Origin of the sequence: Hymenobacter rubripertinctus (assembly GCF_003583925.1) — a bacterium.
GTDB classification, from domain to species: domain Bacteria; phylum Bacteroidota; class Bacteroidia; order Cytophagales; family Hymenobacteraceae; genus Hymenobacter; species Hymenobacter rubripertinctus.
The window spans coordinates 60,638-79,044 of the sequence record NZ_QYCN01000015.1 but is presented as its reverse complement, the minus strand read 5'-3'; the positions used below and the strand labels follow the sequence as shown (position 1 = coordinate 79,044).

The 18,407-nt window shown below is 64.9% G+C and carries 11 protein-coding genes and 3 tRNA genes; 8 read left to right on the top strand and 6 right to left on the bottom strand.

Annotation, left to right across the window (positions count from 1 at the left end):
- Positions 1–35 precede the first annotated feature (35 nt).
- Both D0T11_RS11410 and D0T11_RS11405 read right to left on the bottom strand, forming a co-directional pair.
- A complete protein-coding gene (locus D0T11_RS11410) occupies positions 36–2,693 on the bottom strand; it encodes a TonB-dependent receptor (RefSeq protein WP_220473723.1) in 2,658 nt (885 codons plus the stop codon).
- Between the two features lie 57 nt (positions 2,694–2,750).
- Entirely contained in the window at positions 2,751–3,044 is a 294-nt protein-coding gene (locus D0T11_RS11405) for a hypothetical protein (protein ID WP_147374623.1), read from the bottom strand.
- A gap of 141 nt (positions 3,045–3,185) precedes the next feature.
- Here D0T11_RS11405 and D0T11_RS11400 point away from each other — a divergent pair, with 141 nt between their 5' ends.
- Positions 3,186–5,234, top strand: a complete 2,049-nt coding sequence (locus D0T11_RS11400) for a HelD family protein (protein WP_119655916.1) — start codon at positions 3,186–3,188, stop codon at positions 5,232–5,234.
- A 90-nt stretch (positions 5,235–5,324) separates the two neighbouring features.
- Here D0T11_RS11400 and D0T11_RS11395 read toward each other — a convergent pair.
- The 3 genes from D0T11_RS11395 to D0T11_RS11385 form a co-directional block, all read right to left on the bottom strand.
- Positions 5,325–5,398 (bottom strand) — tRNA-Arg (locus D0T11_RS11395).
- A gap of 48 nt (positions 5,399–5,446) precedes the next feature.
- A tRNA-Pro gene (locus tag D0T11_RS11390) sits at positions 5,447–5,523 on the bottom strand.
- Between the two features lie 105 nt (positions 5,524–5,628).
- Positions 5,629–5,716: transfer RNA gene (locus D0T11_RS11385), tRNA-Ser, on the bottom strand.
- A gap of 189 nt (positions 5,717–5,905) precedes the next feature.
- On the opposite strand from D0T11_RS11385, the gene D0T11_RS11380 reads away from it, so the two are divergent.
- Positions 5,906–6,898, top strand: coding sequence for a VWA domain-containing protein (locus tag D0T11_RS11380; RefSeq protein ID WP_119655915.1), 993 nt, complete (start codon positions 5,906–5,908; stop codon positions 6,896–6,898).
- Positions 6,895–7,872: a tetratricopeptide repeat protein gene (locus D0T11_RS11375; protein WP_119655914.1), complete on the top strand. Its 978-nt coding sequence runs from the start codon at positions 6,895–6,897 to the stop codon at positions 7,870–7,872. Before D0T11_RS11380 ends, D0T11_RS11375 begins: the two co-directional genes overlap by 4 nt.
- 119 nt (positions 7,873–7,991) lie before the next feature.
- Here D0T11_RS11375 and dnaB read toward each other — a convergent pair whose 3' ends face one another.
- Positions 7,992–10,553 carry a replicative DNA helicase gene (gene dnaB, locus D0T11_RS11370; RefSeq protein WP_119655913.1) on the bottom strand — a complete coding sequence of 854 codons (2,562 nt, stop codon included), beginning with the start codon at positions 10,551–10,553 and terminating at the stop codon, positions 7,992–7,994.
- A 332-nt stretch (positions 10,554–10,885) separates the two neighbouring features.
- On the opposite strand from dnaB, the gene D0T11_RS11365 reads away from it, so the two are divergent.
- From D0T11_RS11365 to D0T11_RS11345, 5 genes are all read left to right on the top strand, one after another.
- Complete coding sequence (locus D0T11_RS11365; RefSeq protein WP_119655912.1) at positions 10,886–12,271, top strand: UDP-N-acetylmuramate--L-alanine ligase; 1,386 nt, start codon at positions 10,886–10,888, stop codon at positions 12,269–12,271.
- 8 nt (positions 12,272–12,279) lie between these two features.
- The gene (locus D0T11_RS11360; protein WP_119655911.1) at positions 12,280–12,978 is read left to right on the top strand and encodes an alpha/beta fold hydrolase; all 699 of its coding nucleotides are present in this window, start codon (positions 12,280–12,282) and stop codon (positions 12,976–12,978) included.
- Positions 12,979–13,185: 207 nt separating this feature from the next.
- On the top strand, positions 13,186–13,725 hold the full coding sequence (locus D0T11_RS11355) for a metal-dependent hydrolase (protein ID WP_119655910.1): 540 nt from the start codon (positions 13,186–13,188) through the stop codon (positions 13,723–13,725).
- A gap of 83 nt (positions 13,726–13,808) precedes the next feature.
- A complete protein-coding gene (locus D0T11_RS11350) occupies positions 13,809–17,534 on the top strand; it encodes a BamA/TamA family outer membrane protein (RefSeq protein WP_147374622.1) in 3,726 nt (1,241 codons plus the stop codon).
- A gap of 328 nt (positions 17,535–17,862) precedes the next feature.
- Entirely contained in the window at positions 17,863–18,390 is a 528-nt protein-coding gene (locus D0T11_RS11345) for a hypothetical protein (RefSeq protein ID WP_119655908.1), read from the top strand.
- Positions 18,391–18,407 lie beyond the last annotated feature (17 nt).

Here is an 18,407-nt window from a genome sequence, read left to right as displayed (position 1 = left end):
CGGCCCGTTCAACGACGAGACGCAAAAATGCGTCTCTACAGCCCGTAGGTAACCTGCGCGTAGTACAGCCCGCCGATGCTGGGGCCGCCTAAGTAGCTGATGTAGTACCGGTTGCTCACGTTGCTGGCCCCGATTTTAAACCGCAGCCGGGGCGTGGGCAGATGATAGCTGAGCTGAGCATCGAGCATGCCGTAGGCCGGCACGGTGCCGCTGACGAGGAAGGTTTCGGAGAAGTAGCTGGTTTGCCAGCGGTAGTTGAGGCCGAAGCCCAGGTGTTGGTACACGTTTTCGTGGCCCAGGCTCAGGTTGTAGCTCCAGCGCGGCGTGTTGAACCCAGCCTCCAGCCCGTCGGCCGACTCGGTGCGGGCTAGGCGGGCGTAGGTGGTGCTGGCGCTGGCCAGCAGACCGCCGGGCACGTCGTAGCGCAGGCCCAGCGAGCCGCCGTAGTTGTATACGCGGCTGCGCGAGTTGGTCCAGAGGCGGTAGCGGGCCTGGGTGGCGCGGGCGTTGAGGGCGGTGGCCACGGTGTTCAGGGGCGCATCGGGGGCCAGCGGCGGGCCGGCGGCGGCGGCCAGGGGCACGTAGGCTTCCACCTGGGCGATGAAGTCGCGGTAGGTATTGGCGTAGAAATCCACATCGGCCAGCAGGCGGCCGCCGGGCAGCAGGGCCGCCTTGTAGCCCATCTCCCAGGAGCGCACGAACTCGGGCCTGATATAGGTGTAGGGGTTGCGCACAAGCAGGCTTTGGTTGGCGGCCACAGCCTGGCTGCGGCTGAGTCCGCCGGTGTTCACGCCCTGGGTAACGGCCGCGTTAAACGCATCAATCGAGCTACGCAGATAGCTGTTCTCAAACACGCCGTCCGACATCACCCGCAGCCCCCCGATGCGCTTAACCTGCCCGCTGTTCACGTTGGAAAACCCCTCAAACAAACTCGGGAAGCGGTAGCCGCTCTGGTAGCTGAGCCGGAAGTTGTGGCGGGCCGTGGGCGAGTACACGGCCGTGAGCCGGGGGTTGAAGCGCAGGTCGAAGTAGCGGTTTTTGTCGGCCCGCAGCGTGACCGTGAGGCGCAGCTTCTCACCCGGCAGTAGCCGCGCCCCAGCCTGCACGAAGCCGCCGGTTTTGCCGTAGGCCAGGGTGCTGAACTGGTCGCGGCCGGGGTTGGGGTTGATGAAGTAATTGCCGTCGGGCTGCACGAAGTAGGTGCGGTGGTCGGCCCCCACCAGCACATCGGCCCAGGCCGGCAGCCCCCCGCCCCTGCTGCCACCCCGCAGGGCCGCGCCCACGTTAGCCTGCACTTCGGCGTGCAGCAGATTGGCCCGTACCCGTAGCGCCGCCCCTTCGTCCCAGTTATTGATGTCGGCCAGGGCTTTGAGCCGCTGCTTGAACGCGGGCGTGCCGGGCTCGAAACGGCCCGCATCGGCCGCATTGCGGGCGGCGGCGTGGGCGGCCGCCACCGTCTGGCCCTGCCCAAGGGCGGCGTTCCAGGCGGCGGTATAGTCGGCGTTCCATTGCTTATCGGGCTTGAAGCTGCGCTCCAGGTTTTCGGCCGCCGAGCGCAGGTTATAGCTTTTGCCGGTGTTCTCCTGGGTGAAATAGGCCCGCGCCTGCACCACGGGCGTCGTCATTTGCAGCGCGTGCTGCTGCAGGCGGTAGTCGGCCAGATGGAAGCGGTTGCTACGCTGGTACACGTTGTCGAAAGTGGCGCCCCGGTAGGTGTAGGCCAGCTCGGTGCGGGCGTTCGGTTTGTAGTGCAGGGCCGCGTCGTACTTCAGCGTCTGCAGATGATAATCCACCACATCGCGCTCCTGGTAGCCGGTGCGGGCCACCTGGTAGTTCTTGCCGCCCAGCGTGAGCGTGCTGCGATCCGACGACTCGTTGCCGTAGCTGCTCACCGGGTCGCGGGCGGGGTTGTCGGCTCCCAGCAGGCCGGTGCTGGCGTTGCCGTTAGGGTTGAGGTCGGTCGAGTCGGTGGCCATCCAGTCGTAGCCCCGCAGGTAGGTGCCGTTCACCTTAAACGCCCACTGCGGCCCCAGCAGCCGGGCGTAGCGCAGGCTGGTTTCGGCGTAAGGCCGCGCCCCCGTGTTGGTATCGTTCACGTGGTTGATGCCCATCTGCTGGCGCACGCTCAGCCCCGGGCTCGCAAATGGGTTGCGGGTGCTGAAATTGGCCAGCCCGTTGATGGCATTCAGCCCGTAGAGCGCGGCGGCCGTACCGGGCACAATTTCCACGCTCCTGATATCCAGGTCGCTCGGCCCGAGCACGTTGCCAATTGGCCCGCCAATGTGCGGCGCCTGGTTGTCGATACCGTCCACGAGCTGGGCGAAGCGCACGTTGGTGGTGTTGGCAAAACTGCGGGCGTTGAGCACCTTGAAGCCCAGGCTCGGCGTGAGCACCTGCACGCCCTTTACCTGCGCCAGGGCATCGAAAAACGAAGGTGCCGGAGCCAGTCGCAACGCCCGGGCGTTTAGCTTTTCCACCGTTACCGGCGACTGCAGAATGCTTTCCTCCACCTTGGAAGCGGCCACCACCACCTCGCCCAGCAGCACCGGCCGGCGGGTAGTGTCGGCCGTTAGCGGGGACTGGGCCGGTTGCTGGGCCGCCGTCAGCCGGGGCACGCCACTCAGCAGCAGCAGCGGCCCAAACCAGGGCAACCAGCACCGGTAAGCGGGCTTGAAAAGCGGAGCGGGGGCCATGCGTTTTGTTTTTGCAAACATACCGCTGCCCCCGGCCAAAGCGCAAGCCCGGCCGCGCTACACCAGCACGCTTTCCTCGATAGCGGCCGAAATATCGACTTCCTCCAGCGGCGGCACCAGCGAAAAGCGCGACTCGTGGAAATTAGCCTCGGGAAAGCCCGGGGCTACGGCCGCGTTGTTGATCTGGTGCAGCGTGATGCCGAAGCCATTGTGGGTGTCGTACACGTCGCGTACCGTGTAAATGGGGCCGCGCTTGGGCGTCTGGATATTCGGGTTCTGCACCAGCAGCATGGTAAAGTCGTCGTTGGTGCAGATCACTTCCTGGCCGGGATGGAAAAGGGGCGCTTTCATGGCCGCAAAGGTACGCGCCGGGTTCCGTTTCAGGCCCGCCAACCGGCCACAACCAGCCGCCGCACTTAATAAAACCCGTCCGGGGCTTCTGTTACCCGGAATTTGAGGAGACCTTTGCGGTCCAATTTCCCGGAGCCGCTCATGATAAACGCCACCCAGCACGACGAAAAAGAGTACCTGGAAGAAATCAAGGAGCAGCTCACGCTGGCCATCCGGCGGGTAGACGGGGCCGTGAAGCAGTTTTCCGACGAGCTCCAGCAGAAAAAGGAGTACATCCACGAGCACCAGTCGGGCATGGACGAGGCCGACATGGTGGCCGCCGGCCAGTCGATCAACCGCATGGCCTTCACGGGCGAGGCGGCCGTGAGCCGCAAGCGCAAGCTGCTCAAGCTGGGCCAGTCGCCCTACTTTGGCCGCCTCGATTTCGCGGCCCCGGGCCAACCGGCCGCGCCGGTGTACATCGGCGTGTATTCGTTTTTTGATGAGCAGCGGCGCGCCAACCTGATCTACGACTGGCGGGCTCCAATTTCGTCCATGTTCTATGATTTCGAGCCGGGCGAGGCCTTCTACACCACGCCCGCGGGCCGCGTGGCGGGCCGCATCGAGCGCAAGCGCCAGTACAAAATCCGCGACGGTCGCCTGGAGTTCATGCTCGACAGCGACGTGAACATCCACGACGACGTGTTGCAGCGCGAGCTGGCCAAATCGTCCGACGACAAGCTCAAGAACATCGTGGCCACCATTCAGCGCGACCAGAACGCGGTTATCCGCAACGAAACGGCGCAGGTGATGGTGATTCAGGGCGTGGCCGGCTCGGGCAAAACGTCCATCGCCCTGCACCGGATTGCCTTTCTGCTCTATCGCTACCGCGAAACCATTGCCGCCCGCGACATCCTCATCATTTCGCCCAACAAGGTGTTTGCCGACTACATTTCCAATGTGCTGCCCGAGCTGGGCGAGGAGCACATTCCGGAGCTGGGCCTGGAGGAGCTGGCGGCCGACCTGCTGGGCAACCAGTACCGGTTCCAGACCTTTTTCGAGCAGGTATCGGCCCTGCTTGAGCACCACGACGCGGCCTTTATTGCGCGCATCCGGTTCAAATCGTCGTTTGAGTTCCTGAACCAGCTCAACCAGTACCTGCTGCACATCGAGAACACCTACTTCACCCTTACCGATTTGCGGGTGGGCACGACGGTGGTACCGGCGGCCGTTATCGGGCAGAAATTCCGGACCTACCACCGGGTGCCGCTGCTTAAGCGCTTTGCCCTGGTAGCCCAGGATGTGCGCGACTACGTGCGCCACGCCGCCGGCCGCAAGCTGAGCGGGGGCGAGAAGGGCAAGATCAGCGAGGCCATCAACCGCATGTTCCGCTTCCACCACCTGCCCGACCTCTACCGCGACTTCTACCGCTGGCTGGGGCGGCCCGAGCTGCTCCGGCTCGACCCCAGCCGGCCGCTGGAGTACGCCGACGTGTTTGCCCTGATTTACCTGCGTCTGCGCCTGGAGGGTTTCACGGCCTACGACCACGTAAAGCACTTGCTGGTGGACGAAATGCAGGACTACACCCCGGTGCAGTACGCCGTGCTTTCGCGCCTGTTCCGGTGCCGCAAAACCATTCTCGGCGACGTGAGCCAGACAGTGAACCCCTACAGCGCCTCCTCGGCCGAAGCCATCGAGCGGGTTTTCCCCCAGGCCGAGGTGGTGCGCCTCTACCGCAGCTACCGCTCCACGAGCGAGATTACGGCCTTCGCCCAGCGCATCACGCCCAACCCCCACATCATCCCGCTGGAGCGGCACGGGCCGGAGCCCACGCTGGCCGCCTGCGCCGGCCCCGCTGCGGAGCTGGCCCACATCGGGCAGCTATTAGCGGCTTTCCGAACGTCGGGCTACACTTCCCTGGGCATCATCTGCAAAACCCTGCGCCAGGCCGGGCAGGCCCACGCGGCCCTGCAAGCGCCGGATGTGCACCTGCTCACGGAGGAGTCGACGCGCTTTAAAGAAGGTATTGTTATCACCACGGCCCACCTGGCCAAGGGCCTGGAGTTTGATGCGGTCATCGTGCCCTTCGCCTCTGCCCGCACCTACGCCACGGCCGTCGACCGGAGCATGCTCTACGTGGCCTGCACCCGGGCCATGCACGAGCTCACGCTCACCTACTCGGGCGAGCTGACGGGCTGCCTGGCCGGCTGAGTGGCGCGGGCCACGCGGGTGACCCGGCCCGCGTGGCCTAACTACCAAAAAAGCCACTCAGCCGAATAGCTAAGTGGCTTTTGATGCGTGTGGCCCCGATGTGATTCGAACACATGACCGGCTGCTTAGAAGGCAGCTGCTCTATCCAGCTGAGCTACGGGGTCAGAAAACAAAAAGCCGCCCGCCCCAGAGGCGGGCTGACGGCTATTCGTTGGTCGGGGTGGCAGGATTCGAACCTGCGGCCTCCTGCTCCCAAAGCAGGCGCGATACCGGGCTACGCTACACCCCGAAAGGGTAATTAAAAATTAAGAATTAAAAGTTAAAAATCGGCGGCTGAATGAAACAACGGCATCTTTCTAACTTTTAATTCTCAATTTCTAATTGCAAAAATGTGCGGAGAGGGGGGGATTCGAACCCCCGGTAACCTTTAGAGCTACGGCAGTTTAGCAAACTACTGGTTTCAGCCACTCACCCACCTCTCCAGGTGGCATTGCTTTCCGGTTAAAAGCTGTGCAAATATACGAGCCCAACGGACAAACAAACCCTATTCAAAAAAAATATCTTCCATCTTGCTGCCGCGTTGAGGGGTTGAGAGGGGCTTTTTGGCTCCCTGGAGGCCACTTTCCGCTGGGCCTTTTGGTTGGTTGTATTGTGAACATGAACCCGTTATCGTGGCGCTGAACTGGGCTTACCTGCCGGGCTGGCCGGAGGCGCTGGCCGCCATATTTTTTTTCCTACTCTACCTCGGTTACCTCTTCCGGACCCGCCGGCTGGCGGCTCCGCTGGGGCAGGGCAGCTGGCGGCTGGGCTGGAAGCTGGCCCTGCGCCTGCTTTATTTCGGGCTGCTGGCCGGGGCCTTGCTGGGTCCCGCCTACGGCCTCACCCGGCACCCGGTGCGCACCGCCGGCAAAGATGTGTGGCTGCTCGTGGACCTCTCCCGCTCCATGGATGCCCCCGACGTAGCCCCCTCCCGGCTCCAGAAAGTGAAGGCCGAACTGGGTACCCTCATCCGCCGCTTCCCGGCCGACCGCCTGGGCCTGATCGTGTTTTCGGGCGAAGCGTACGTGCAATGCCCGCTCACCTACGACCAGGATGCGCTCCAGCTCTTCGTCAGCACCCTACAAACGGCCCTGGTGCCACCCACCGGCACCGACCTGGTACCGCCCCTGGAGTTGGTGCTCACCCGCCTGGGGCCGCCCGGGACCGAAACCGCTCAGCCCCAGACGCCGCTCCGGGCCACGGTGCTGGTGCTGGCAACCGATGGGGAAGACTTCGGCGACAACCTGGAGCCCACTGTGCGGGTGCTGGCCCGTTCCGGAGCCCGCGTGTTCACGGTGGGCGTGGGTACCCCCGAGGGCAGCCGCATTCCCGGCCCGGCGGGACGGGCCTACCTGCGCGACGCCAAGGGCCGCGACGTGGTAACGCGGCTCGTGCCCGCGCCCCTGCGGCGACTGGCCGAGCAAACCGGCGGGCAGTATTTTGAACTCAGCGACGCACGCAACGAGTTTCCCTTGCTCCTCAATGCCATTAACCGGGTGGAGGGCCAGGCCCAGCAGGTGCGCACCGTGTCGGTGGCCGATAACCGCTACCGCTACCCCCTGGCCCTGGCTCTGCTCCTGATTATGTTCGACGTGCTGCTCACCGTGAAAATTATTCGGCCATGAAAATCCTGCTGACGGGCGGCTTGCTGCTGCTGAGCCTGGGGAGCGGCCTGACCCGCATCCACGACCGGAATGCGGCCGTGCAGCGCGGGGCCACGGCCTACGCCCAGGGCCGGTACACCGCCGCCGCCGCCGCTTATAAGCAAGCGGCGCTCGAATTTGGGGCCACTGAGGATGCCGTGTGGCTGAACCTGGCCCACGCCACGGCCCGCGCCGGCCAGCCCGCCGAAGCCCGCGCTTACTACAGTCGCCTGCTCACCAGCCCCGTGCTGCCCATCCGGAGCGTGGCGCTCCAGCAGCTAGCAGCCCTGGCCGCCGACCGGGGCGAATACGCCCAGGCCGTAGGACTGCTCCGGCAAGCCCTGCTGGCCAACTCCAGCAACGCCGCCGCCCGCTACAACTACGAGGTACTGCGCGACTTTCTGGCCCGCCGCACCGATAGTCCTACTCCTGCTCCACCCGGCTCCGACGGCCGCCCCGCCGCCACCCAGGCCGGTCCCCGCGCCCAAACGCGCCCCAAGGCCGGCCCTGAAACGCCGGGCCAGCGCCCCGACGCCGGCCGGCTCGCGGACCCGAACAGCGCCCCCGAACGTCGGCCCGATGCCAACGGCCAGCTCCAGGACCCAACCCAACCCTCCGCTACGCCCGGCAGTTCGGCCGAGGGTGGTTTCCGGCCGGGTGCGGGCGAGCAGCGCAGCGTAGCCGGGGGCCAGGAGCCCGGCCTGGTACGCGGCCTCAGCAACGCCGAAACCGGCCCCGAGGCCCCCGGGGGTAGCAGCCGGCGCGGGGGTACCGAGGTGGCGGCTCCCAACGAGGCCAACCTGCAAACCCAGCGCGCCCGCCTGCAACAGATGAACCTCAGCCCCGGTCAGGCCCGCCAGCTACTCGATGCCCTGCACACGGCCGAGCAGCAGTATCTTCAGCAGCTCCCCCGCAAAGCCACCAAACCCGCCGTTAAGGGCCGGCCCGCATGGTGAGGCAGCCCGGGGGTAGCACTGGCAATACCTGGCAACCTGCCCTGCGCAAGCAGCTTTCACTTTCCTGCCAAGGCAAAACGCCCGCTGTTTCCAGCGGGCGTTTTGCCTGTGTAGCAGTCTTAAAACGGCGGCGGACCGTCGTCGAAGTTGCTGCGGGGGAAGGGCTGGGGCGCGGGCGGCGGCGAGTCGTTGTTGATGCGCGAACCCAGGCGGATGGTGTTGGGGGCGAAACCGGTCTGGTCGTCGTCGAAGGTGCTGGTGGGGAAGGCGCCGGGGTTGAAGCCCGCGTCGCCGAAGCCGCCCGCCCCGTCGAGGTCGGCGAACTTGGTGAACTTGCCGATGAACTTGAGCTGCACGGTTTCCAGGGAGCCGTTCCGGTGCTTGGCAATAATTACCTCGCCGGTGCCCTGGGTGGGATTGCCCATCTCGTCCTCCGTAATTTTGTAGTACTCCGGGCGGTAGAGAAAGATTACCATGTCGGCGTCCTGCTCGATGGAACCTGATTCGCGCAGATCACTGAGCTGGGGTTTCTTGTCGCCGCCGCGGGTTTCCACCGAGCGCGAGAGCTGCGAGAGGGCCAGCACCGGCACGTTCAGCTCCTTGGCAATGCCCTTGAGCGCCCGCGAAATGGAAGCAATTTCCTGTTCGCGGTTGCCGCCCCCCTTGCCATCGGTGTTGCCCGTCATCAATTGCAGATAGTCGATGATGATCATCGAAATATCGTGGTGGGCCTTGAGGCGGCGGCACTTGGTGCGCAGCTCCCGGATGCTGAGGCCGGGCGTATCGTCGATGTAAATCGGGGCCGACGACAGGTTGGAAATCTTGTGGTTGAGCTGGGCCCACTCGTAATCGGCCAGGTTGCCCTTCTTGATCTTCTCCGAATCCAGCTCCGCCTCGGCCGAAATCAGACGATTCACGAGCTGGAGCGAGGACATTTCCAGCGAGAAAATGGCCACCGGCTTCTTGAATTCCACCGCCGCGTTGCGCATCGCCGACACCACGAAGGCCGTGTTGTGGGTCACGGTCATGTCCTGGAGCAGGAACAGGCGGTTGCCGTCGATGCTGAAGCCGTAGTAGTCATCCTCGCCGTCGAACTCCACCGAAATGCCGGTCATGCGCCAGTCCACGGCGCTGCGCCAGGGCTGGGCCTGCTTGCGGGCCACACGCACCGGCACCCGGTTAATGTCGCCGTAGATGCGCACCCGGTACACCTCGCTCTCGTAGCCGATGGCGCTGATGGCCGCCCGCTTCTTTTTGAGCGAAGTGCGGAAGCCCAGTGAGTCGGCCAGAAACTTGATCTGCCGGGCCAGGCGTTGGTTTTTCTGGGTGATTTCGTAGCCATTGGACACCGGGTCGAGGTGGCCGTCGGAATCGATGAGGCCGGCCAGCAGCTGCAGGCGGTTGTCGGTGCTGTTGCTCAGGTACTGCTGCGGAATGTGCTTGTTGCCGAGCACATCCAACTGGCGCAGCTCGTCCTGCACCGAATACTGGGCGAGACTGCCGCCCTGCCGGCCCCGGGTGATGCCGTAGCTGTTGCAGCGGCCCGCCACCACGCCCACCGTCACCTGCAGATCCAGGGCTTCGGCGTACTCGTGCAGGTAATCAATGATTTCCGGGTCCTGGCCCGTGATGCGGCAATTGTCGGAGCTACCATCGCCCAGCCACACGCCCAGGAAATACGGCGCTACGGGCAGAGGCTGCGCGGCAAACTCCACGGGCACCTTGTAGCCCTTGTAGTTCGAGCGGAACTTGGCCGACTTGCCCAGCCAGTCCTTCACCGTGATGTTGAGCACGTCGCCGTGGCGGTGCGGGCCCTCGGTGCGGCTGCGCTTGAGCGAAAGGATATGGCTCTCGTTCACGCGGTAGGCCTCGCCCTTGTTCTGGCGCACCCAGTACATGTTTTCGCGGCCCCGGGCAATGTTGAGCACCCGGCGCGGCGTGGAGTCGTCACCCATCAGCAGCTCACCCTGGCGCACGTCTTCCACATTGCGCAGGGTGCCATCGAACATAAGCACTTTGGTACCCTTGCCGAGACACTTGCCCATACCGGGCCGGGCGGCAATAATCACTAAATCAGAGTTTTGCCAGCCGCTCGTAACTCTATCCAGGGCCGAGAAGCCCGAGGGCACGCCGGTCAGACCGTCCTTCTGGTCCTTCTTTTCTTCGAGCTCCTTGATGGCCTTGCCCATCAGGCTGCGCATGTCGTCGAAGTTTTTGCGGATGTTGGATTCCGACACTTCGAAGAGCGACTGCTCCGTGGTATCGAGCAGGTTGAACACGTCGGTGGTATCCTCGAAGGCGTCGCGCTGGATGTCGGAGGCAATGCGGATCAGCTCCCGCTTGATGGCGTTTTCGGTGATGATGCGGGCATGGTACTCGATGTTGGCCGCCGAGTTGACCTTGAACGTGAGGTTGGCCACGTAGTGCGCCCCGCCGGCCGGCTCCAGCTCGCCCATCTCGCGCAGCTCGTGCGTAACGGTGAGAATGTCAATCGGCTCCGACTTATCGAACAGATTGAGGATGGCCTTGAAGATGCGCTGGTGGCCATCCTTGTAGAAGCTCTGGGGCTTAAGAATGTCGATAACCGTAGTCAGGGCGTCTTTTTCCAGCATCAGCGCGCCCAGCACGGCGGCTTCCAGCTCCAGGGCCTGGGGAGGCAGCTTGCCCGCCGGTCCGCCCATGGGCAGTTGCGCGGGGCGGCTGTTCCAGGCAGCTTTTGCTCGTGAGCCAGCTTGTTTGAGACGGTCATCCATGCGGTCATTCATCAACAGAGGTGCACTACAAGGTAAGCAGGTTGGGCCGGTTTCGAGCGGAAATAACTCCTGCTCCCTTCCCGCGAAAGCCAAAGGGGGTGCAAAGCTAACGGCTGGGCCTTACAATCCGGGAGTGGCCGGAAAGGTTTCTTTTTATATGGAAGGACGTTCTTTCCCGCCCCCGTACTCCATCCCCCATCAGCCCCCTGCCCAAAACCCCAAATCACTACCTTTGCCGCCCCCTTATTCCCGTATTCCTGATGGCCGCTACGCTCACTTCCCTCCACCGCCTGCACCTGATTGCCATTGGGGGCAGCATTATGCACAACCTGGCGCTGGCCCTGCACCAGCGCGGAGCCCGGGTGACGGGCTCCGACGATGAAATTTTCGAGCCCGCCAAAAGCCGCCTGGCCAAAGCCGGGCTGCTGCCGGCCGCCGAAGGCTGGTTTGCCGACAAGATTACGGCCGACCTCGACGCCGTGATTGTGGGCATGCACGCCCGGCCCGACAACCCCGAGCTGCGGCAGGCCCAGGAGCTGGGCCTGCGGGTGTACTCCTTCCCCGAGTTCATTTACGAGGCCTCCCGCGAAAAGCAGCGCATCGTAATTGGCGGCTCGCACGGCAAAACCAGCATCACTTCGCTCATCCTGCACGTGCTGCGCCACCAGGGCCGCCAGTTCGACTACGCCGTGGGGGCGCAGCTGGAGGGCTTCGAGCTGATGGTACAGCTGACCGAGGACGCGCCCATCATCATCATTGAGGGCGATGAGTACCTGTCGTCGCCGATTGACCGGCGGCCCAAGTTTCACCTCTACCAGCACCACATCGGAGTGATTTCGGGCATCAGCTGGGACCACATCAACGTGTTTCCGACCGAGGAAATCTACCGGGAGCAGTTCAAAATATTTGCCGATATGACGCCCAAGGCCGGCGTGCTCATCTACGACCGCGACGACGAGCAGACGCAGCTGGTGACGGTGCCCAGTTCGCCCGATGTGAAGTACATCGGCTACGGCCCCCACGAGCACGTTATCCGGGACGGCAAAACCTATCTGCTCAACAAGAAGGACGAAGAAGTGCCCGTGCAGGTGTTCGGCGACCACAACCTGCGCAACATTTCGGCGGCCAAGGAGGTGTGCAAGCAGCTGGGCATCAAGGGCAAGGAGTTTTACGAGGCCCTGGCCACGTTTAAGGGGGCCGCCCGCCGCCTGGAACTGGTGCGCGAAGGAGCCGGGTCGGTGGTGTACAAGGACTTTGCCCACGCCCCGAGCAAGCTCAAAGCCACGGCCACGGCCTTCCGGAAGCAGTTTCCTAAGCGCCGGCTGGTGGCCTGCCTGGAGCTGCACACCTTCAGCTCCCTCAACCCCGAGTTTCTGCCCCAGTACGCCCACACCTTCGACGCGCCCGACGTGGCGGTGGTCTACTTCAACCCCCAGGTGCTGGCCCACAAGCGCCTGCCGGCCCTGCTCCCCGAGGCCGTGCAGCAGGCTTTTCAGCGCCCTGACCTGCGCGTGTTCACCGACAGCGGGCAGCTGGCCGCCTTCCTGGGCGAGCAGAACTGGGAGCAGGCCAACCTGCTGATGATGTCCTCGGGCACCTTCGACGGGCTCGACCTGGGCCAGCTGGCGACCGCAATTACCCGGTAGCCGCTCCCATGAAACAACCCCTGCTCCTGCTCCACGGCGCCCTGGCTTCCGCAGCCCAGCTCAAACCCCTGGCCCGCGACCTGGGTGCCCACTACGCCGTGCACACCTTCAGTTTCGGGGGCCACGGCGGGCAACCCCTGGGGGCCGCCGGCTTTTCGATGGACCAGCTGGCCGCCGAGGTGCTGGCGTTCCTGGATGCCCGCGAGCTGGCGGCGGCCCACGTGTTCGGGTACAGCATGGGCGGCTACGCGGCGCTGGTGGCCGCCTTGCAGGCCCCGGCCCGCTTCCGCAGCATCACCACCCTGGGTACCAAGTTCGACTGGGCGCCGGAAACCGTGGCGGCGGAAACCAGCTTACTGGACGCGGAAACCATGCGCGCCAAAGTGCCCGGATTTGCTGCTCATCTGGAGCAGCTGCACGCCCCCACGCCCCTGCCCGACCTGCTCGCGGCTACGGCCAGCCTGCTGCGCAACCTGGGCAGCCACCCGCGCCTGACGCCCGAAAATCTGGCCACCCTGCCCGTGCCGACGCAGGTGCTGGTGGGGGAGCTGGATACAACGGCCGGCGTGGATGCCTCCCGCCGCTTCGCCGGCTACCTGCCCCGGGCCACCTTCGAGGTGATCCAGAACACGTCCCACCCGCTGGAAAAAGTCAACCCCGACTTGCTGGCCCGCCGGATCAGCCACTGCATTGAAACGGCCCCCTGACCTGTGCGCCCCCACGAGCCGGCCCCCAGCAACCGGGGCGGGGCCTTGGCCCCTGGTATGTGTCGGGGGAGCGTTTGAGGCTGTCGATGGGCCAGTTGTTGTAGCTTGACGGGCACGGCGGGGGTTGCCGACCCACGCTTCCCCGACCGACCATTTTTCTCTCATCCGGGCTGCGGACTGAAGTCCGGGCCACAATTTTTTTCCTGATTGGCCTCGATAATCGGACACTGCGCTTTGGGCTTCACGCTGGGCAAGCTGCTGCTGCCCGAGCCCCGCTACTGGCCCTACTGGCTGCTGGCCGCCGCCGCCGCGTTTTTGCCCGATGCGGACGTTATCGGCTTCAAGTTTCACGTGGCCTACGGCAGCCTCTGGGGCCACCGGGGCCTGAGCCACTCGTTGCTGGCGGCGGCCGTGGTGGCTACTGCCGCCGTGCTGGTGGTGCGCGGCCGGGCCGGGGCTCCCGCGCCGGGCCGGCTCTGGGCGCTGGTGTTTCTGGCTACCGTTTCCCACGGCCTGCTCGATGCCCTCACCAATGGCGGGTTAGGCGTCGCTTTTTTCAGCCCGTTTGATGCGGAACGCTACTTTTTCGCTTTCCGGCCGCTGGCCGTTTCGCCCATCGGCGTGAAGAATTTTGTGGGCGAGTGGGCGGCCCGGGTGGTGCGCAGCGAAGCCCGCTGGATTCTGCTGCCCTGCGGGCTGCTGTTACTGGGCCAGTGGGCACGGCGGCGGGCCTTCGGGAGGGCGTGAAATCGGCTTCCGCGAAAAATTAAAACGGAATTAAATCGGATTCCGGCCGTCTCCGTAGAACCGGATTCCATTATTCCCTCTCTATGGCGTTTCGATACCCGCGCGCGTTGCTGACTGGCCTGGGCCTGGCAGCTTCGTTTTCCGTTTTTGCTCAGACTACCCCGCCGGCTCACACGGTTTTTTTGCTGGGTAACACCGCCGGCACCACCTTGCCCGCCGGCCATTTGCAGGCCCTGCGCCGCACCCTGGAGCAGCAAACCGGTCCCTTTACCGTCGTGCACCTCGGCGACGTGGTTGGTCCCGAGGGCCTGGGCAGCCAGCAGGATTCCAGCCGCGCCGGCCAGACTGAGCGCATCGATGCCCTGATTGCGCTGGTGCAGGGGCTGCCCAACGGCAAGCTCTACTTCGTGCCCGGGGATAAGGACTGGGCCAACTCCGGCCCCGACGGCCTCAAGCGGGTGCGGCGACTCGAAAAGTATATCGAGGAGCACAACGGCAAGCACACCTTCATTCCCGAGAAAGGCTGCCCCGGCCCCTACGTGGTTGATGTGGCCCCGCTGGTGCGCCTGGTGGCCCTCAACTCGCCCTGGTTCACCCACCCCTACGACAAGCCCGAAGCCCCCGATACCGACTGCAAAACCCTGACTCAGGAGGAATTCCGGGAACAGCTCCAGGACGTGCTCGACGAAACCAAGGGCCGCAATGTGCTGCTGGTGGGCCACCAGCCCGTGGTCAGTAATGGCGAGTACGGCGGCCACTTGCCGCTGGGCCGCCACCTCTGGCCGCCGGTCGTTGGGGCCATCGACGCGGCGTATCGCCAGAACGTGGGCACGCCCCGCGACCTGGCCAACCCCCGCTACCAGCAGTTCCGGCAGGAAGTGCTCAATACCCTGCGCGACCACCCCGGCGCGGTGTACGCCGCCGCCCACGACTATAGCCTCCAGCTCACGCCCCAACAGGGCAGCTTCCACCTGGTGGCCGGCTCCTTCGCCGAAGCCCGCTACGTGGCGACGAACGCCCAATCCCGGTTCAACGCCTCCGCCGAGGGGTTTTCGGAGCTGGACTACTACGCCGATGGCACGGTAAAAACGACGTTTTTCACGTTTGATGAGGGGGCGGCAGCCAGCGTGGTCCGGCCGGCCTACTCCGGCACCCTGTTCCAGAGCGCCTGCCAGGAGCCGCGCCTGGCCGGCGTGGCCGTGAACAGCTTTCTGCCCGAATGCCCCTCGGCTCCGAAAGGCGTGGTGGAAATCAAGCCCGACGTACCGTTTCTGGCAACGCAGCAGCTGCCGGCCGGAGCCCAGTACGGCGGCACCCGCTCGTCGCGCTTCTGGCTGGGGCCGGCCTACCGCACTTCCTGGATCCAGCCGGTGGCGGTGCGCACCCTGGACCTGACGACTGAGCTGGGGGGCCTGCGCCCCTTCGGACGGGGCGGCGGACGCCAGACGACTTCGCTCAAGCTCATTGCCGCCGACTCCTCGGAGTACGTGTTCCGGTCGGTAGACAAGGATGTGACCAAGATTCTGCCGCCCGAGCTGCGCAACTCCTTCGCCGCCGATGTGCTGCGCGACATCACGCCCACGTCCCACCCCTACTCGGCCCTGGTTATCAGCTCCCTGCTCGATAAAACCGACATCCTGCACGCCCGGCCCCGCCTGTTCGTGCTGCCCGACAACCAGCAGCTCGGCCCCTACCGGGCCGATTATGCCGGCCTGCTCGGCACCCTCGAAGACCGGCCCCAGGACCCCAAGCCCAACCTGCCCGGCTTCGCGCAGGCCGATAATATCCGCCGCTCGTTCAGCTTCTTCCGCCAGCTGTACCAGGACAACGACAACCGCATCGACGCCGTGGCCCTGGGCCGCGCCCGGGCCTTTGATATGCTGGTGGCCGACTTCGGCAAGCACGAGGACAACTGGAAGTGGGCTGCCTACGAGGACGGCAAAAAGACGCTCTACAAACCGATTCCCCGCGACCGGGACCAGGCCTTTACGCTCTGGAACGGGGCGCTGACCTCCCTGGTCAACCGCGAGTGGGCCCTACCCAGCATTGAGGGCTTCCAGGACGAGTTCCGGGACATGAAGAGCCTGAACTGGCCCGCCCGCCACCTCGACCGGTTCCTGCTGCAAAGCCTGAACCGGGAGCAGTGGCAGCAAATTGCCAGGTACCTCCAGGCCCAGATCACCCCGGCCGCCATCGACGAGGCCACCGCCACCCTGCCCCCGGAGCTCAAAACGCTGTCGGCCAACGAGCTCAACCGCAAGCTCAAGGCCCGGATTCAGGAGCTGCCCCGGGCCCTGGACCGCTACTACCTGCTGCTGGCCCGGCGCGTAGACGTGGTGGGCTCCAACAAGGCCGAGGTATTTCAGGTGACCCGCCAGCCCGATGGCCAGGTACGGGTGCAGATGTTCGATAAGGCCAAGGACGGCAACGGCCCCGGCGGCCCTGCCATCTTCGACCGCACGTTTTCGCCCCGGGAAACCGAGGAAATCAGCCTCTACGGCCTTGATGGCAAGGACGTGTTCACCATCACGGGCACGGCCAAAAAAAGCGTGCTGGTGCGCGTGATTGGCGGCGACGGCAAGGACCGCGTGGCCGACGACTCGCGGGTGAGCGGCCTGCGCGCCCTCACCAAAGTGTACGACGTGCCCGGCACCGACCTCGCGCTGGGGTCCGAGTCGGACAACCGCACGTCCAGCCGGCCCGGCGTGAATGCCTACGACCGGGAGCAGTTCGAGTTCAACTCCTACCGGCCTACTATCGGGCTGGGCTACAACCGCAACGACGGGTTCACGGCCAGCGCGGGCGTCACGTTTCTGCGCCAGGGCTTCCGCAAGCCCGGCTACAAGAACCAGTACAGCTTCCTGGTCGAAGGCAGCACCGGCGGCCAGCGCCAGTTTACGGCCACCACCCGCCACCGCTACGCCATCGGCAAAGTCGATGCTGGCGCTTCGTTCAGCTACGGCAGCTACTTCCCGTTCTACAACTTCTTCGGCCTGGGCAACAACGCCCCCCTCGACCAGAACCGCTACGACGACCGGTTCTACCGGGCGCGCTACAAGGGCATTCTGCTGAACGCCTTCCTGGAGCGCACGTTTTTCCAGCGCAGCACCCTGCGCGTGGGGCCAACCTACGAATACTACAACACCGATTTCACCAACGACAGCTACCTGGGAACCGTCACGCAGACGCCCGCGCCCGGCGACATCCGGCCCAACGCCGATTTCCAGCGTTTGGTCGGATTGAACGCCCTGCTCGACCTGGACTTGCGCGACCGGCAGAGCTTCGCTCGCCGCGGCATCCGCCTGCTGGCCCGCCACGATTCCTATAAGCAGCTCAGTGGCAATAAAGGCTTCTTCGGCCTCACCCAGGGCTCGGCCGCCTACTACGGCACCGCCCGTTTGCTGGTGCCGGTAACGCTGGTGCTCAAAGGTGGCGGGGCCAAAAACTACGGCAACGACGACGACATCCCGTTCTACAAATTCGCCAACCTGGGCCTGCGTGAGGGCCTGCGCGGCTTCTACCGCAACCGCTTCAGCGGCGACGCCAGCCTGTACGTCAACTCGGAGCTGCGCCTGGCCCTGGGCCGCGTCCAGACTTCCTTCCTGCCCTTTTCCTACGGCGTATTCGGCTTCTACGACCGGGGCCGGGTCTACTTCCAGGGCAACTCGCCCGGGGGCTGGCACCAGGGCTACGGCGCGGGCTTCTACATCGCCCCGGTTTCCGAGCAGTTGGCCTTCTCGGTTTCCTACCAGAAATCGGTGGAAAACAACCTGATTCAGTTCGGTTTGGGCTTTCGCATTGACCAATAGGCCGCTACGCCTGGGTGCACGATGTAGAGACGCCACACTTCGCGTCTCCCCGTTGAACGGCAATCGTTGAAACAGCACGGACGATAAGCCGCGAAGTGTCGCGTCTCTACCTCTCCCCAGGTAGCCACCACCAATTTCTATGTTCGTTGAGGGCTGTTACCCGGTAGCATTGGTTCTGGCGGTACGCTCCATAGCCGAGGATACACTTCGCTACGCCCTCCTCCCTTTGCTATCCATTTTTACCGAGCGGAAAAAGTGGCTAGCAAACCCAGGCGCACGTTTGCTATCCATTTTTTAGCTTGCCTGGAAATGTATAGCAAACGGATCCATGCCAGAACCCCTTCCCCGCCTGACGACCCGCCTGATGGAGTGGTTTGGCCTGAGTCAAACCCGCCTGGGCCAGTGCCTGGGGCTGAGCCGGGCCATGATGTGGCAGGTGCACACGGGCCACCGCAGCCTGCCCCTGCCCGCCGCCCTGCCCCAGGCGGCCCTCACGCTGGCCCTGACCACCACCCCAGCTAACCCCGCCCCGGAACCACCGGACGCGGACCGGTTGCGGGCGCATCAGCGGGCCTGCCAGCTCCGGGCCGCCCAGCTGGCCTTCGAGCTGGACGCCCAAGTGGCCCGGGCTGCCTGGGCGCGCCGCCGGCTGGCTGCCCTGCCCATTCTGGTGGCGGCGCTGGCCCCAGCCGCCGCACCCCGCCCCGCCTGGCTGACGCACTTCGAGGCGGAGGCCCGGGCCGAGTTGCAGCGCAGCGGCACCACCACCCAGGCCCTGCGGCGCATTCAGCTGGCGGGGCTGACCGCCGAAGCCGAAGCCGCCGGCCGGCTGCTGGCCCCCGGGGCACCGGCGTAACGCCCCGCGCCTGTTCT

Coding starts and splice junctions, on each gene's coding strand:
- D0T11_RS11375 (WP_119655914.1), top strand. CDS start 6,895: ATGAAAATCCTGCTGACGGGCGGCTTGCTGCTGCTGAGCCTGGGGAGC.
- dnaB (WP_119655913.1), bottom strand. CDS start 10,553: ATGGGCGGACCGGCGGGCAAGCTGCCTCCCCAGGCCCTGGAGCTGGAA.
- D0T11_RS11405 (WP_147374623.1), bottom strand. CDS start 3,044: ATGAAAGCGCCCCTTTTCCATCCCGGCCAGGAAGTGATCTGCACCAAC.
- D0T11_RS11400 (WP_119655916.1), top strand. CDS start 3,186: ATGATAAACGCCACCCAGCACGACGAAAAAGAGTACCTGGAAGAAATC.
- D0T11_RS11365 (WP_119655912.1), top strand. CDS start 10,886: ATGGCCGCTACGCTCACTTCCCTCCACCGCCTGCACCTGATTGCCATT.
- D0T11_RS11345 (WP_119655908.1), top strand. CDS start 17,863: ATGCCAGAACCCCTTCCCCGCCTGACGACCCGCCTGATGGAGTGGTTT.
- D0T11_RS11350 (WP_147374622.1), top strand. CDS start 13,809: ATGGCGTTTCGATACCCGCGCGCGTTGCTGACTGGCCTGGGCCTGGCA.
- D0T11_RS11360 (WP_119655911.1), top strand. CDS start 12,280: ATGAAACAACCCCTGCTCCTGCTCCACGGCGCCCTGGCTTCCGCAGCC.
- D0T11_RS11410 (WP_220473723.1), bottom strand. CDS start 2,693: ATGGCCCCCGCTCCGCTTTTCAAGCCCGCTTACCGGTGCTGGTTGCCC.